Here is a 16,529-nt window from a genome sequence, read left to right on the forward strand (position 1 = left end):
TTTTCTATATTTGCCGCGATAACATAATTTATATGAGCGCATTAAGTACCCGGATACAAAACCTGTCCGAATCTGCAACGATTAAAATGGCCAAACTGGGCCGTGAACTTGCCGCTAAAGGTGTCGACGTGATCAGCCTTAGCTTTGGTGAACCTGATTTTCATACCCCTGAACACATCAAGGAAGCCGCCAAGCAGGCCATGGACAAGAACTTTACCTACTACACACCAGTAGCAGGCTACCCTGAACTTCGTAAAGCCGTAGTTGCCAAGCTGAAGAACGAGAACAATCTTGATTATGATGCTGCCGACATAGTTGTTTCAACAGGTGCCAAGCAGGCTATCGCTAACGCGGTATTGTGTTTGGTTAACCCAGGCGAAGAAGTAATTATCCCTACTCCTTACTGGGTTTCATACAGTGAAGTAGTTAAATTGGCCGAAGGTAAAAGCGTTTTCATTAACACTACCGTTGATACTAACTTCAAAATCACCCCCGAGCAATTAGAGGCAGCCATCACTCCTAATACCAAGTTGTTCATGTTTTCATCGCCATGTAACCCTACCGGCAGTGTTTACACTAAAGATGAACTTGAAGGTTTAGCTAAGGTATTCGAAAAACATCCACATGTTTATATCCTGAGCGATGAGATCTACGAACACATCAACTTTGTTGACAAACACGAGTCTATCGCGCAATTTGACTATATCAAAGATCGTGTGGTTATCATCAACGGCTGGTCGAAAGCCTTTGCCATGACCGGCTGGCGTATTGGCTACACAGCCAGCACTAAAGAATTGGCCGCCGCATTTGATAAAATGCAAGGCCAGGTAACTTCCGGTACCTGTTCAATTACTCAGCGTGCCGGCATAGCCGCTTACGAAGGGGGTTTGGAAAGTGTGCTTGAAATGCGCGCCGCATTCAAAAAACGCCGTGATATTGTTTATAAATTACTGAGTGAAATAGAAGGTATTAAAGTAAACCTGCCAGATGGAGCGTTCTACTTTTTCCCTAACGTTACCTCTTTCTTTGGTAAAAGCTACAACGGACGCGTGATCAATGACTCTGACCATTTAAGCTTGTACCTGCTTGAAGAAGGCCACGTAGCCACCGTGGGCGGCGATTCATTCGGTGATCCTTCTTCAATCCGTTTATCATATGCCACGGCCGAAGACAAACTGATTGAGGCTATGAGAAGGTTAAAAGAAGCGTTGGGTAAATTGGCATAATAAACTGAACCTTGATTTTTAGGATTTGAGGATTATCAGGATATTAATTGTCTGCACAGCAAAATCAATCCTATAAATCCGGTAAATCCCCGCAAATCCCGGTTCAGAAATAAAAAATCCGCTTGCTGTTGGCAAGCGGATTTTTTTGTTTAAGTATATTAAAAATTACAATCCAAATCCATAAGCTAAACGTAAGCCAACCAGGCCATAGTTATTGCTTTGTCCCGAGAAGTTTTCATAACGCACACCAATATCCCATGATTTGGTGGCATAACCTAAGCCAGGAGAAAGGATAAGTTTAGTATTCTTTTCACCCCCGCAATTGGTGGGTGAACTTCAAAACCGGCACCCACTTCGCCTGCGAAATAAAAGCCATCGCCAACAAAAGCTTTAATACCGGCTTTTACCGGAATTATGCCTAAAGACCTGCCTTTAACTGTAACTGTAGTTGTTGACGTAGAGTTGGAAAATGATGAAGTATAGGTTTTACCAAAAAAATTGTAATAACCCGAGGTAAGTGTAAGGGCTAAATCATTACTTACACCATATTGCAAACGAGCAGTACCGCCTAACTCAAATTTTGAAATGTCGTGAGCGTTACCTGTTGGGATACCTGCTTCCAGGCCTACCCCAAAGCGTAGTGCGTTCGCTGGTGTAGTTTGAGCTTTAACATTTGTTCCGATGAAGATAGCCACCGCAGTAAACGCCGAAGCTATCATTTTAGTCATTGTTTTCATAGTTGTGTTTTTTAGTCAAATTCTACAATGTTGATTTTTTTAATTTTCCATTGTATTAACTCCTCCTTAACAAATACTTTGCCATTATTGGCATCATTCACTATCCAGGATATTATTTAAACCAATAAAACAACCGCGTTTAATCCAATCACACACGGCTTAATAATTGAAAATCAATATTATTTAAAGCGATGAGGTCAATACAAAATAATGACCGTTTAATATACTTTATGATGAATAGTTTTATAAAAAACTGCCCTGCATAAGCATCAAAAGTGTCTACTAACACCTAATTTCGAGCGCATAAATGGTTAAATAGCCAGGTGTAGCAGTATACCAAACCTGTCGGAAAGTAAAAAAGAGAGACTTGCGCCTCTCTTTTTACAAAACTTTAACAATTATTATACCTCCGGTCCGTGCTTTTTAGGATCATAATTTTTTTCAAGCTCGGCAAGTTTTTCCTTACCGTAAGCCATTTTAGTGATCAGGTAAAATAAAACCGGTACTATAAATATAGCCAATGATGTAGCAGTAAGCATTCCCCCAAACACCGTCCAGCCTATGGTTTTACGGGCTTCAGCACCGGCGCCCGATGCAACCATCAACGGACCTACACCTAATATAAATGCCATCGACGTCATGATGATTGGCCTTAAACGTAGCCGGACAGCCTCGAGCGTAGCTTTTTCCAATTCCATGCCTGCGTCTACACGTTCCTTGGCAAACTCTACGATCAGGATGGCGTTTTTGGCCGCCAAACCAATCAGCGTTATCAAACCAATTTGTGCATAAACGTTGTTAGTAAGATCAGGCCAGAAAGTAAGGAACAATATGGCACCAAATGCACCCAGGGGCACTGACAATAACACAGAGAACGGTACCGACCAGCTTTCATACAAAGCAGCCAGGAACAGGAACACGAATCCTATTGACAGTGCAAATATATATACCGTTTTTGACCCGGATAATAACTCCTCACGGCTCAGGCCCGAAAACTCGTAACCGTAACCTTGCGGCAATACCTGCGCGGCTGTCTCTTTCAAAGCGGTAATAGCATCACCACTACTATACCCCGGCTTGGTACTACCGTTAATCTCGGCCGAACGGAACAGGTTATAGTGCGATATCAACGGTGAGTTTTCAATTACCTTATATGATGTAAGTGTGCTCAATGGCACCATGGCTCCTGATGAATTACGCACAAAATACTGTCCTATGTTTTGCACATTGGTACGATAACTGGTATCGGCCTGGGCTACTACCCTGAAGTTACGACCATAAATGGTAAAGTCGTTGATATAGGTACTACCCAAATAGGTTTGCAGCGCATTGTTCACGTCAGATATTGCTACACCAAGCTTTTTAGATTTCTCTCTGTCTATCGTTAACTGGTAAGCAGGCGTACTGGCAGTAAAGAACGAGAAGGCCCTTGCTATCTCTTTACGCTGATTAATTGCGCCAAGGAACGTTCGGAGCGTTTTCTCAAATACCTTAATGTCGCCACCTGCCTGTTTCTCTTCTAATATAAACGAGAAACCTCCTGTACTACCCAACCCCGGAATTGCCGGTGGCTGGATCACCACAACATTGGCTTCCTTATACTTACCGAGCTTTTGGTTTAACCGTGCAACAAGCGCTGTTATCTGCTGCGACTTTTCTTTACGCTCATCCCAAGGTTTCAACTGCACGAATATGGTTGCACTATTTGATTTACTTGCAAAGCTGATGGCATTCAAACCACCCAACGCCGCGTAATGGGCTATTTCCGGCACGCTATCAAGCGTTCTCATCATGTTGTGCAACACATCAACAGTACGGCCGGTTGCTGAAGCCTCGGGTAAATCAAAAGTGATATAAACACGGCCATCATCTTCCAGCGGGATAAAACCAGATGGTTTACTTCTGAATAAAAGTATCGCGCCTATAATGATACACACCAGCAGAATGATAATGTATCTTGAGTTTTTAATGCTTTTATCAACTGTGTTTCGATATTTACCGGTTACGCGGGTAAACCAGGTATTGAATTTAAAGAAAAACTTATTTAAGCCACGAGAGCTTTCATCTATCTTATGCGGCCTTAATATCAACGTACACAATGCAGGTGTTAATGATAGCGCAACAAAAGCTGATATCAATACAGATATGGCAATGGTGATGGCAAACTGTTGATACAATCGCCCTACTATACCCGGCACAAAGCCTACCGGCACAAACACTGCAGCCAGGATCAGCGCAATTGCTATTACGGGGGCCGAGATATCGGCCATAGCGTGCTGGGTGGCTTCTTTAGGTGTCATACCCTCCTCATCCATATAATGCTGTACAGCCTCAACCACCACAATAGCATCATCCACCACAATACCAATGGCCAGTACGAAACCAAACAACGTTAACGTATTGATAGTAAAGTTGAGCGGAATAAAGAAAATGAACGTACCAATAATTGATACCGGAATAGCCAGTACCGGAATGAGGGTTGTGCGCCAGCTTTGTAAAAACAGGAATACTACAATAATAACCAGTACAAGTGCAATAACCAGCGTTTCGATAACCTCGCTTACCGACACCTTTACCACGGTTATGGCCTCAAAAGGAACTACGTAATCTATATCTTTAGGAAAGCTCTTTTTAAGCTCATTCATAGTAGCGTATACATTATCGGCAGTTTCAAGCGAGTTACTGTTCGGGGCCTGGTACACCAGCAGATAAGATGCCCTTTTACCATCAACAAATGAGTTACCTGAGTAGTTGAATTTACCCAGCTCAATCCTGGCAACATCTTTTAAGTGTACTATACCCCCATTGTTAGGCTGGGTTTTAACAACCACATTACCAAATTCTTCCGGCTTCTCTAAACGGCCTTTTACAATAACCGAATACTCAAATGTCTGTCCTTTTAACTGAGGTGTAGCACCTACTGTACCGGCGGCAACCTGCGCGTTTTGCTCTTGCAGGGCACTGGTTACATCCGCAGCACTCATACCTAACGCAGCAAGTTTATCCGGGTTAAGCCAGATCCGCATACTAAAATCATCGGCACGTGTAACAACGTCGCCCACTCCTTTGGTACGCAAAATAGCATCCTTTATAAATACGTTGGTGTAGTTATCAGTAAAAGTAACATCATGGGTGCCTTTAGGACTAAACATGGCCACAAGCATCAGGATACTTGGATTACGTTTACGTACCACCATACCCAAACGCTGTACCTCCTGCGGCAAAGTTGGTAAAGCAATACCTACACGGTTTTGCACGTCGAGGGCTGCAATGTTAATATCAGTACCAACATCAAAGTTAACCGTCATGCTCATTTGCCCGTTGCTGCTGCTGTTACTTTGCAGGTAGGTCATACCGGGTACGCCGTTTACCTGCACCTCAACCGGTGTAGCAACCGTTTGCTCAACTGTTAACGCATCAGCACCGACATAGTTACCGCTAACTGACACGGTTGGAGGTGTAATATCAGGGTACTGGCCTATAGGCAGGCTGGATATTGACAGGATGCCCACTATTAATATCACCAGGGATATTACAATGGCGGTAACCGGTCGTTTTATAAAAGTATCTGCGATCATTCTTTCTCTATATTAAGTTTTCCAGGGTAGATGCGCCCCTTCTTCGGCTTAAAATTTTTCCTGTTGATATAAATTTATTTTTTGGGTGCTGCTCCGGCAGGCGCGGCTGTTCCGGTAGTGACCCTACCACCATCGCGCAAACGCTGAAAACCGTCGGTAATCACTTTATCACCTTGTTTTATGCCATCCATTATCACTACGTCGCTGTTAATACGCGGCCCTAATTTCACCTTCACCTGTTTTGCAATTGTATCGCGCCTGTCCTTAACAGTTTTATCGGCAGCTGTGTCTTTAACAACAGTATCTCTTGTTGCGAAAACAAAAAACTCACCCATTTGCTCAGTTACTGCTTTGTAAGGGATTTGTACCCGCTGGCCCGACTGGCTGTTCAGCACCTGTAAAACACAACTCATGCCATCCTTAAGCACGTCATCCTCGTTCGGAAACTGGATCCTCACCCTAATACTGCCGGTTTGATTGCTAACGCCCCTATCAATCGCCAGTACTTTACCTGTCTTGTTGTATTTGCTTCCGTCGGGTAGCACCAGTTTAAAGGTACTGTCGGTACTTGATTTTTGAAGACCATAAAAGCGGTTGATATCCTGCTCATTGATCACCACATCAACACCTATGGGGTGCTCGGCCGATATGGTGTTCATCAATGTGGTACCTGCTGCTACCTGTGTTCCAAGCCTCACCTGCGAGATCCCTATTCGCCCCGTAAAAGGCGCAGTAATGGTGGCATATGATAAATCGGTACGGGCCGACTCAAGCGCGGCTTTCGCTACAGCAACCTGGCTTTTATTAGTTTCGTAAGTAGCCTGTGCCTGATCCACTGTCTGACGGGCAATCGCATCGCTCTTAAGCAGCATGTTATACCTGTCAATGTCTTTTTGCGCTTTAACCAAATTGGCCTCGGCGCTTAGCACATTAGCTTTGGCCTGGTCAAAAGCAGCCTGGTATTTGCGTTTATCTATTTCATACAATACTTTGCCTTTTTGCACAACATCACCCTCTTTAAAAAATATACCGGTTACAAAACCCGGTACCTGGCTGCGCAGTTCGACAGTGTTCACCGAAACCACAATACCCTGGTATTTATCATAGTATACTGCTTCGGCTGTTTTAGCGTCGGCAAGGTATACTGGGGTTGGGGGCATGGCCGCCGGCCCGCCCTTTTGAGGTTTACCGCATGATGCCCATGTTAAAAGTGCTGCAGGGGCTAACCAATATATATATGTATGTTTCATGTAGAATAGGTTGTTCGTGTGTTGCTGTAGTTTTTATTTTTTTATGACGATATCTTATGGTTGCTGAACAGGCAGGATTCCAAGAGCCCTCTGCAGGTCAATTTTGCTGCTGAGTAAATTGAACAGGGCATTATAATAGCTCAGTTCGGCAGTACGCAGATCTGCCTGCGATACAATTACGTCGAGGTAAGTTTTTACTCCCTCACGGTATTGCAGGCTTACCACCTTATATACATCTTTTGCAAGTGTTACATTTTCGCGAATGAGCTGGTAGCTGGTATAATTGCTTTTATATGCCGCCAGTGCCTGGGTATATTCCGTATAAATACTATTTTTTGTATTGATCAGGTCCAGGTCGGTACGTTCAACCTGCAGCCTGGCTTTAGCGAGGTTTTGCAGGCGCTTCGTCCCCTGGAAAATGGGTACAGCCAGCGTTAAACCAACATAACCTGTAGGGAAAGACTTGTTATACAAATCACCGAAATCATGGCTGAAGTATGCATGCTGGTAACTCCCTACAGCCGATAATGAAGGCAAAAACCCAAAACGGTAGTAATTTACGTTGAGATTATTGAGTGCCTTTGTTGTTTCAAGCAAACGGTATTCGATCCGGTTATTTACATTGAGCGATTGTAAAGTATCAATACTGGCCTCCTGCTCGTACCGGCTCGAATCATAAGAAAGGCTTAACGGTGTAGCCGCGCCTACGCCCATGATCTGCTTTAATAAAGCAGTTTTACTTTTGATGGCCTCTTCGGTTTGTTTACGGGTAGCCAGTGAATTATTTAAAGCGATGGTTGCCTGCTTATAATCTGTAGGATCGGATACACCGGCGGTATACCTGCTTTTGGCATCCTTCAGGCTTCTTTGCAACCTGATGATGTCCTCATTAGTGATGTCAAGTTGTTTGCCGGATAGTAAAACATCAAAAAAAGCTTTGCTAACATCACTTACTACATCAATCTGGCTGCTCAAGGTGTTCTGCTTATAATACTCGCGCGAATATCTTTTCGCTCTTGAAGCAAGAAATACATCGTTGTTATATAGTACCTGCGAGGCCGTAACGCCCAGAGTTGAAAGGTTACGGATACTGCCCGCGTTGCTGGGGATGTTAGCACCGGAGGCGCCAGCCTGCGGGCTGCCCTTATAGTAATAATTATAAAGGCCCGAGCCGTTCACCTGCGGCAGCCAGGCCGACAGGCCAATTCTAATATCACGCTCATTGATCTGTTCATCAATGGAAGCCTGCCTTACTGTTGGTTGGTTACGTAAGGCAAAGTCAATAGCCTGTTTTAGGGAAACCGGTCCGCTTATACTATCAGCGGCAGTTTGGGCATAACTATTGCTATGTAAATTCAATGTTAAATTAAGTACAAGAAGCGCCAAAAAGTACTTGTGTTTTTTCATAGGGTAGCCATAAATAACAATGTATATCAGGCAAAAATTATAAGAAAAAATTTTATAATTAGTGCAGGATTGTTACGGGGAATGCGAATATGTAATTAATATTACTAATTTAAAATCACGAACAAGAATTTTACGTAAAAAATTACAAAAACACGGGATAGTATCAGCTTTTTGGGCTTTTGACAAAAAAATGAAAATAATAGGCTCGATATAAACAAAAAAATTAATTAATTTGCCGTGTAAGAATTTGTGTGCTTCTTAAGTAGTATTGATACGTTAATAGGCATTATTTTAAAAAAATTTACACACACCGTATAAGTTATATGCTTATTCATGGTATTTTTACACAAAATTTAAGCAGAGTTAATATACATGGTTAAAAAACTACATGGGAAAATCGCTCAGTTTCAAGTAGCAAATATGCTGCGTGAACGAGGGTTATATCCTTATTTCAGGCCTATTGAGTCTGCACAAGACACTGAGGTAATTATTGACAACAAGCGGGTATTAATGTTTGGTTCTAACTCATACTTAGGCCTTACCAATCATCCAAAAATCAAAGAAGCTTCAAAAAAAGCAATTGACAAATATGGTACTGGCTGTGCCGGTTCACGTTTTTTGAACGGTACACTTGATATCCACATTGAGCTTGAAAACAGGCTTGCTAACTATGTAGGCAAAGAAGCTACTGTTTTATTCAGCACAGGTTACCAGGTTAACCTTGGTGTGCTTTCGTGCGTTACCGGCAGGAATGATTATATCATACTTGATGAGTATGACCATGCCTGCATCATTGACGGCAGCCGCCTGTCGTTTTCAAAAGTGATCAAGTACGCTCATAACGATATGGCCGATTTGGAGCGCAAATTAAGCATACTTCCTGAAGATGCCGTGAAGATTATCGCTGTTGACGGTATTTTCAGCATGGAAGGTGACATTGTTAAATTGCCTAAAATCGTTGAGCTTGCCGATACTTATGGTGCCAATATCATGGTTGATGATGCCCACAGCCTTGGTGTAATTGGTGATAAAGGTGCAGGTACCGCCTCACACTTTAACCTTACCAATGAAGTTGACCTGATCATGGGTACTTTCAGTAAATCATTAGCATCGTTAGGTGGTTTTATTGCCAGCGACCAGGACACTATTGATTATATCAAACACCGCGCGCGTTCATTGATGTTTAGCGCGAGTATGCCTCCGGGCTCTGTAGCCAGCGTAATTGCAGCATTAGATATCATTGAATCAGAACCGGAGCGTATCGAAAAATTATGGGATAACACCAATTATGCCATGAAGCTTTTACTGGAAGAAGGCTTTGACCTTGGCCCTACCGAAAGCCCTATTTTGCCGATCTACGTTCGTGATAACGAAAAAACTTTCGCGGTTACCAAACACCTGCAAGCTTCTGGTGTATTTGTTAACCCGGTTGTATCCCCTGCCGTTCCTTCCGATTCGTCACTGCTTCGTTTCTCATTGATGGCTACCCATACCTTTGAGCAAATTGACGAAGCCGTTGAAAAACTGTCAAAAGCCTTTAAAGAAGTTGGTGTAACCGCTTCTGTTAAAGAAAAAATATAATGAAGAAACCTGAGGTGCATTTAGCTGCTTTTTAATTAAGGTAAGCTAAATGCACTTTTTATTTTAAAGCATACCAATTTGCTTTATTCAATCATTTACCACACATGATTACAATAGTAACGGTTAAATCAAAAAAAGAACTGGCTTCATTTATTGATTTCCCGCATGACCTGTACAAGGACGATCCTTACTATGTTCCTGAGTTGTTTATTGCCCAAAGGGACCTCTTAACCAAACACCCCTTCCATAAACACAATACCGTACAACCCTTTTTAGCTTATAATGGCGATAAAATTGTTGGCCGGATAGCCGCGATCCTTAATAACGGGCATAACGAATACAGCCATGTTAACGATGGCTTTTTTGGCTTTTTTGATTGTATTAACGACACCGCGATATCTAACCTGCTTTTTGAAACCGTTACCAAATGGCTTAAAGAAAAAGGCGTTACCGGTAAACTGTTAGGCCCTACCAACTTTTCAACAAATGAGCCCTGTGGCTTATTAATAAAGGGATTTGATAGTTCACCATTCCTGATGAACACCTACAATTTTGCGTATTATGCCGACCTGGTTGAGCATTTTGGCTTTAAAAAAGATGTTGACCTGATTGGATGGCATTGGGAAGGACAAGCCTATGATGATAAATCGGTAAGGTTATTAAACGCGCTTGAAGATCGGTTAAAACGCAACGATATCATTATCCGCAAGATCAACCTTAAAAATTTTAAGGAAGAGGCTGCAAAACTTCGCGACGTTTATAACTCGGCCTGGGACAAAAACACCGGTTTTGTGCCACTAACCAATGAAGAATACGATTACCTGGCCAAAGATCTTAAACTGATCCTTGATCCTGATTTTGCTATTGTTGCCGAGCAACGTGGCAAGATAGTTGCATTTGGCCTGGCCCTTCCCGATTATAACGATATCTTCAAAAAAATAAAACGCGGCCGTTTGTTGCCCACCGGCATTTTCAAATTATTGTTCGGCAAAAAAAGCATCACCGGCATCCGTATTTATGCCTTAGGCGTTATTGAAGATTATCGTAAAATGGGCATTGAAGCCTGCTTATACGGCACCATTATAAGGGAATATAAGGCCAAGGGTTATAAACATGCCGAAGCCGGCTGGACACTGGAGAACAATGATATGATGAACCGTGCCATTGAAGCCATAAAAGGCGATCCTTATAAAAAATACAGGTTATATCAAAAAGCGATATGAGGGAACGGGTTTTAATAACCGGTGCAAGCGGATTTGTTGGATATCATTTAATTGAAGAAGCCCTTCAAAACAACCTGGAGGTTTTTATAGCTATACGCAAAAGCAGCAAAATTGATCACCTTAAGGAATTAGACATTCAATATATCTACCCCGAGTTTAACAATAAAGAAACACTAAAGAAGCAACTGGCAGAAATAAAGCCCGATTATATCATCCACGCGGCAGGTGTAACCAGTGCCCGCTCCGAAGCCGAATATAACCGGATCAACGCAACATATACCCATAACCTTGCTTCGGCGGCTTATGAAGCTTGCCCTGATTTAAAAAAGTTTGTACTTATTGGCAGCCTGGCTTCAGTTGGGCCGCTTAATACGCTAACCGGCACCATAACCGAAGCAACTCCTCCGCATCCGGTTACAGCATACGGCAGGAGCAAATTGCTTGCCGAACAGAAATTAAAAACGGTGAGCGGCCTGAATTATACCATACTAAGACCAACCGCGGTTTACGGACCGAGGGACACCGGCATATTTATATTTTTTAAACAGATAGTGAAGGGCATTGAGCCCTATATAGGCAGGGCGCAGCAAAAGCTCAGCTTTATATATGTTAAAGACCTGGCCAAAGCAAGTATCAAGGCTTTATACGGTGGCAATAACAAGACATATAATCTGAGCGATGGTAATTTTTATAACCGTTATGAGTTAGGCACCATCACCAAAGATGTATTAATGCTAAAAACGCTAAAGTTTCATCTGCCTGTAAATTTTGTTAAAATGATTGCAGCAGTATCTGAAAAAATAAGTTCTTTGAGCAACAAAGCTGTGGTGCTGAATATAGAAAAGCTTAATGAACTGACCGCCATTAACTGGAATTGCGATATTGAAGCAGCTAAATCCGACCTGGGTTTTTATCCTTTATACAATCTGCAAAACGGCATGGCCGAAACGCTAAAATGGTATAAAGCCAACAAATGGCTTTAGCCGATTAATTTGAAATAAATAATAGTAACATAAATGAAAATCAACATTACACCTGCTAAAGGTAAGCTTGGCATCCTGATCCCCGGGTTAGGCGCAGTAGCAACTACCTTAATTGCCGGCGTAGAGGCCGTTAAAAAAGGCATCTCGCAGCCAATTGGCTCCCTTACTCAAATGGGCCACATACGTTTAGGAAAAAGAACCGAAAACCGTAACCCGAAAATTAAAGAATTTGTTCCTTTAGCCGATTTAAACGACATCGTATTTGGCGGTTGGGATGTTTATGAAGATAACGTATTTGAAGCAGCCTCAAACGCACAGGTACTGGAAGCAGGACTTTTACATTCGGTTAAAGCCGAATTGGAAGCTATAAAGCCAATGAAAGCCGCGTTTGATAAAAACTACGCTAAAAACCTTGATGGCACCCACGTTAAAACCGGAACCAGGCTTGAACTTGCCGAGCAGGTAATGGAAGATATCAAAAACTTTAAAGAGGCTAATGGTCTTGACAGGGTTGTGTTGGTATGGTGCGGTTCAACCGAGATCTATTATGAAGCATCTGCTGTACACCAGTCATTAGCCGCTTTTGAGGAAGGTTTGAAAAATGACGACAAGCTGATCGCTCCAAGCATGATCTATGCTTACGCGGCTTTAAAATTAGGCGTTCCTTTTGCTAACGGCGCCCCTAACTTAACAGTTGATATCCCTGCATTAATCGAACTGGCAAAATTAACCAAAACTCCAATTGCTGGTAAAGATTTCAAAACAGGTCAAACTTTAATGAAAACAGTATTGGCCCCAGGTTTGGCAGCACGTTCATTAGGTGTGCACGGCTGGTTCTCGACCAACATTTTGGGTAACCGCGATGGCTGGGTTCTTGATGATCCGGATAACTTCAAAACTAAAGAAGTATCAAAACTGGGTGTATTGGAAGATATCTTCAAACCGGAAGATAACCAGGAACTTTATGGTAACATCTACCACAAGATCCGTATTAACTACTACCCTCCGCATGGTGATAACAAAGAGAGCTGGGATAACATCGATATTTTTGGCTGGTTGGGCTACAAAATGCAGATCAAGATCAACTTCCTTTGCCGCGACTCAATACTTGCTGCGCCTATCGCGCTTGATTTGGCTATCTTCTGCGATCTGGCTAAACGTGCTGGTATGAGCGGTATCCAGGAATGGCTGTCATTCTACCTGAAATCGCCTCAAACTGCACCGGGTTTACATGCAGAAAATGACATCTTTAAACAACTGATCAAATTGGAGAATACCCTTCGTTACCTGATGGGCGAAGACCTGATCACCCACCTTGGTTTGGATTACTATGACGACATGTTCGCGACCGAATAATCGTTAAATTACCAAATACCGTCAAAACAGCCGTAAGCAGTTGAACCCCTGCTTCACGGCTGTTTTGTTTTTGTGAGGTAAAAAAATTCAGGGGCAGGTAACATTACTTTATCAGCATTAGTCTTATTAACACCAAGAATAAATTGTTAAATAATGTTATTTGAATAGCCTGGCACGCTTTCAGTCGGCAACAAAAACCCCTGATTGTATTTGATTACCAGATCATTATAAAATAAACAATATAGTAAACCGAAAAGTAACGAGCGTACTAATGGCTGCTCAAAGCCGTTGTTTGGGTTATTATGGCTAAGGTAATATAATACAGTAAATAGCTGTAAACAATATTTGACTTTTTGACCACATTAGTCTGTAGCGATTTTTTTACCTTTGGCCTGTTAATTGTAAACTCCGTAATAACCATCTGCCGGGAGTGTACAAAGCAGGGTAAGCGGGGAAAGATTGGGTGGCAGAACAACGAAAAACATACAGGGGCGGACATAATTAACCTGCCAGGAATATTTGAATAATTTAATACATACCTCTTTATCCAATAATAACAGTATTGAGCCGAAAAAGAAGTTTGTATTTGCACAATTGCACAAAGTACATGGATTGTAAAAAATTTTATAAAAGCTTATTTTTCTTAATACTGTTCTTTTCTGCTTCGGCATTATATGCACAGCAAACGGTAATAACGGGTACCGTTACCGATGCAGGTAACAAACAAACCCTGCCTTCTGTTAGTATTTCTTTCACGGGCACCACTACCGGTACCACTACTGATGTTAATGGCAAATATCGCCTGGCTACAAACAATCAGCAATACAAACAAATCAAAATTTCATTTTTAGGTTATAAAGACGCTTTTTTAGCTGTTGTTCCCGGTAAAGAGCAGGTTGTAAATGTAAAAATGTTCCCGGCTTCGCAACAGCTTAACGAAGTTGTGGTAAAATCGGGCAAAAAACCTAAATACCGTAATAAAGACAACCCCGCCGTTGAACTGATCCGAAAGGTTATCGAAAATAAAGAAAAGAACTGTCCCGAAGCATACAACTATGTTGAATACAAGGAGTATGATAAAATGATGTTTGCGCTAAGCAATGTATCCGCCCAGTTTTCGGACAGGAAATTTTTCCGCAAGTATAAGTTCATTTTAGATAACCGTGATAGCTCATTGGTACCAGGCAAATCATTGCTGCCTATTTATCTTGATGAAAAGCTGCAACAGGTTTATTACCGTAAAAATCCCGAAAAAACGAGGGAAGATATAACCGGCCAAAAAAGTGTTAACTACGGTGCGGGTATTGATAATGAAGGGCTTACACAATATTTCAAGCACTTATACAACAAGGTTGATATTTATACCAACAACGTATTTTTGATAACCAGCCAGTTTCTTAGCCCAATATCTGACAACTCGCCAAACTATTACAAATACTTTATTGCCGATACTATTCTTGATGAGCACAATAACAAGCTTGTTAAACTTGATTTTACGCCGCGCAACAGTACCGACGTACTTTTTGAGGGTAGCATATACATCACGCTCGATGGCAACTACGCTGTTCAAAAGTGTGATTTAACTATCAACAAACATATCAACATCAACTTTATCAGGTCGATGACCGTTAACCTGGAGTTTCAACAAAACCCGGATGGCCGCTATCACCTGAGCAAAAGTACTACCATTGCAGATTTTGGCGCATCCAAAAAAGATGCAAAGAGTGGTTTATTTGGTATCCGGGCCATAACCTACAGCAATTACGTAGTTAACAAACCCCGGCCGGATACAACTTATCAGGGGTCGCCATATGCTGAATTAAGCGATGAAGTGAAACATCGCCCCGAATCATTCTGGCAGGAAAACAGGCCGGATACTTTAACGCTTGCCGAATCAAAAGTTTATAAAAACATCGACAGCCTGCGTAATATGCCTTCGTTTAAACGTACAGTTGATATAGCAACCCTCCTGCTTGCGGGCTACAAAGGCTTTGGTAAATTTGAGTTAGGCCCTGCCAACACATTTTACAGCTTTAACCCGGTTGAAGGTTTCCGTTTACGTGTAGGCGGTCGTACAACGCCCGAATTAAGCAAACGTTATTATTTCGAAACTTATGCAGCTTATGGCTTTAAAGATGAGCGCTGGAAGTACTTTTTAAGTGCAACCTACTCTATTAATAATAAATCTATCTATCGTTTCCCTCAAAACTATATCAGGGCAAGTTTTCAGCGTGATACCAAAATCCCTGGCGCAAGCCTGCAGTTTGTGCAGGAGGATAACTTCCTGTTATCGTTTAAGCGTGGCGTGAACGATAAGTTCCTTTATAACGATTTTTACAGGTTTGATTATTTACACGAACTGGAAAGCCATCTTTCGTTTGCCGCAGGCTTCAAAAAATGGACTCAGGAGCCGGCAGGATCATTATATTTTGATAATGTTGTTAATGATCTGCCAAATTCTATCCATCACTTAACCACCACCGAACTTACCGGAAGTATCCGCTGGGCACCTCATGAGCAGTTTTACCAGGGCAAGATCTATCGCATCCCTATCCCTAACAAATACCCGGCCTTTGAACTTGATTATGCTCAAGGTATTAAAGGGTTATTTGCCGGTGAATACAATTATCAAAAGCTTGATTTCCGTGCTGATAAACGCTTTTACTTTTCACAGCTAGGCTATGCGGATATCAATGTTTCAGCTGGTAAAATCTTTGGTTCGGTACCGTACCCTTTGTTAACTATACACAGGGCTAACCAAACTTACGCGTATGACCTCGACTCATACAACTTAATGAACTTTTTGGAGTTTGTGAGTGATAAATATGCAAGTTTCAGGATTGACCAGCATTTCAGCGGCTTCTTCTTCAACAAAATACCGTTGTTAAAGAAATTGAAATGGCGCGAAACCGCATCGTTAAAAGTATTATACGGCGGCCTGTCCGACCAAAACAATCCTTCGATACATCCGTCATTATATCAATTACCTGTTGGCACCGATGGCGTGCCGATTACTTATACATTGGGCAAAACGCCTTATGTTGAGGGTAGTGTTGGTATTGAAAATATATTTAAATTTATACGCATAGATTTTGTGAGGCGCTTTAACTACCTTGACCAGCCAAACGTTGCCCAATGGGGCCTGCGCACAAGGGTTAAATTCGACTTCTAATCATTGTACCTAAATA

General features: G+C 42.0%; 10 protein-coding genes. 6 read left to right on the top strand and 4 right to left on the bottom strand.

All coding sequences use genetic code 11. The features are described from left to right. Nucleotides 1-32: 32 nt before the first annotated feature. Nucleotides 33-1,226, top strand: coding sequence for a pyridoxal phosphate-dependent aminotransferase (locus ACRQ5D_RS30450; RefSeq protein ID WP_176844328.1), 1,194 nt, complete (start codon nt 33-35; stop codon nt 1,224-1,226). Nucleotides 1,227-1,501: 275 nt separating this feature from the next. Here ACRQ5D_RS30450 and ACRQ5D_RS30455 read toward each other — a convergent pair whose 3' ends face one another. The 4 genes from ACRQ5D_RS30455 to ACRQ5D_RS30470 all read right to left on the bottom strand — a co-directional run bounded on the left by ACRQ5D_RS30455 (nt 1,502) and on the right by ACRQ5D_RS30470 (nt 8,198). Then, nucleotides 1,502-1,963 (bottom strand): hypothetical protein, encoded by a 462-nt coding sequence (locus ACRQ5D_RS30455; RefSeq protein ID WP_431198670.1) that lies wholly within the window; start codon nt 1,961-1,963, stop codon nt 1,502-1,504. A gap of 401 nt (nt 1,964-2,364) precedes the next feature. Then, the gene (locus ACRQ5D_RS30460) at nt 2,365-5,541 is read right to left on the bottom strand and encodes an efflux RND transporter permease subunit (RefSeq protein ID WP_091162135.1); all 3,177 of its coding nucleotides are present in this window, start codon (nt 5,539-5,541) and stop codon (nt 2,365-2,367) included. A gap of 74 nt (nt 5,542-5,615) precedes the next feature. Continuing rightward, nucleotides 5,616-6,791: an efflux RND transporter periplasmic adaptor subunit gene (locus ACRQ5D_RS30465; protein ID WP_413318104.1), complete on the bottom strand. Its 1,176-nt coding sequence runs from the start codon at nt 6,789-6,791 to the stop codon at nt 5,616-5,618. Between the two features lie 54 nt (nt 6,792-6,845). Further along, entirely contained in the window at nt 6,846-8,198 is a 1,353-nt protein-coding gene (locus tag ACRQ5D_RS30470) for a TolC family protein (RefSeq protein WP_432327611.1), read from the bottom strand. Between the two features lie 372 nt (nt 8,199-8,570). Between ACRQ5D_RS30470 and spt the strand changes: the two genes are divergently transcribed. From spt to ACRQ5D_RS30495, 5 genes are all read left to right on the top strand, one after another. Further along, nucleotides 8,571-9,779 (top strand): serine palmitoyltransferase, encoded by a 1,209-nt coding sequence (gene spt / locus ACRQ5D_RS30475; RefSeq protein WP_090526354.1) that lies wholly within the window; start codon nt 8,571-8,573, stop codon nt 9,777-9,779. Between the two features lie 104 nt (nt 9,780-9,883). Then, nucleotides 9,884-11,002, top strand: coding sequence for a GNAT family N-acetyltransferase (locus ACRQ5D_RS30480; RefSeq protein ID WP_091162131.1), 1,119 nt, complete (start codon nt 9,884-9,886; stop codon nt 11,000-11,002). Then, a complete protein-coding gene (locus ACRQ5D_RS30485) occupies nt 10,999-11,985 on the top strand; it encodes an NAD-dependent epimerase/dehydratase family protein (RefSeq protein ID WP_432327614.1) in 987 nt (328 codons plus the stop codon). The genes ACRQ5D_RS30480 and ACRQ5D_RS30485 overlap by 4 nt, the downstream gene beginning before the upstream one ends. A gap of 33 nt (nt 11,986-12,018) precedes the next feature. Beyond that, entirely contained in the window at nt 12,019-13,341 is a 1,323-nt protein-coding gene (locus tag ACRQ5D_RS30490) for an inositol-3-phosphate synthase (RefSeq protein WP_090526349.1), read from the top strand. A gap of 607 nt (nt 13,342-13,948) precedes the next feature. Then, on the top strand, nt 13,949-16,513 hold the full coding sequence (locus ACRQ5D_RS30495) for a DUF5686 family protein (protein WP_432327616.1): 2,565 nt from the start codon (nt 13,949-13,951) through the stop codon (nt 16,511-16,513). The last annotated feature ends 16 nt before the right edge of the window (nt 16,514-16,529 follow it).

It is taken from the genome of Mucilaginibacter sp. P25, assembly GCF_050859465.1.
Taxonomy (GTDB): domain Bacteria; phylum Bacteroidota; class Bacteroidia; order Sphingobacteriales; family Sphingobacteriaceae; genus Mucilaginibacter; species Mucilaginibacter gossypii.

Bases quoted from the DNA above. Each gene is read 5' to 3' on its own strand.
- ACRQ5D_RS30450 (WP_176844328.1), top strand. From the start codon at position 33: ATGAGCGCATTAAGTACCCGGATACAAAACCTGTCCGAATCTGCAACG.
- ACRQ5D_RS30455 (WP_431198670.1), bottom strand. From the start codon at position 1,963: ATGAAAACAATGACTAAAATGATAGCTTCGGCGTTTACTGCGGTGGCT.
- ACRQ5D_RS30460 (WP_091162135.1), bottom strand. From the start codon at position 5,541: ATGATCGCAGATACTTTTATAAAACGACCGGTTACCGCCATTGTAATA.
- ACRQ5D_RS30465 (WP_413318104.1), bottom strand. From the start codon at position 6,791: ATGAAACATACATATATATATTGGTTAGCCCCTGCAGCACTTTTAACA.
- ACRQ5D_RS30470 (WP_432327611.1), bottom strand. From the start codon at position 8,198: ATGAAAAAACACAAGTACTTTTTGGCGCTTCTTGTACTTAATTTAACA.
- spt (WP_090526354.1), top strand. From the start codon at position 8,571: ATGGTTAAAAAACTACATGGGAAAATCGCTCAGTTTCAAGTAGCAAAT.
- ACRQ5D_RS30480 (WP_091162131.1), top strand. From the start codon at position 9,884: ATGATTACAATAGTAACGGTTAAATCAAAAAAAGAACTGGCTTCATTT.
- ACRQ5D_RS30485 (WP_432327614.1), top strand. From the start codon at position 10,999: ATGAGGGAACGGGTTTTAATAACCGGTGCAAGCGGATTTGTTGGATAT.
- ACRQ5D_RS30490 (WP_090526349.1), top strand. From the start codon at position 12,019: ATGAAAATCAACATTACACCTGCTAAAGGTAAGCTTGGCATCCTGATC.
- ACRQ5D_RS30495 (WP_432327616.1), top strand. From the start codon at position 13,949: ATGGATTGTAAAAAATTTTATAAAAGCTTATTTTTCTTAATACTGTTC.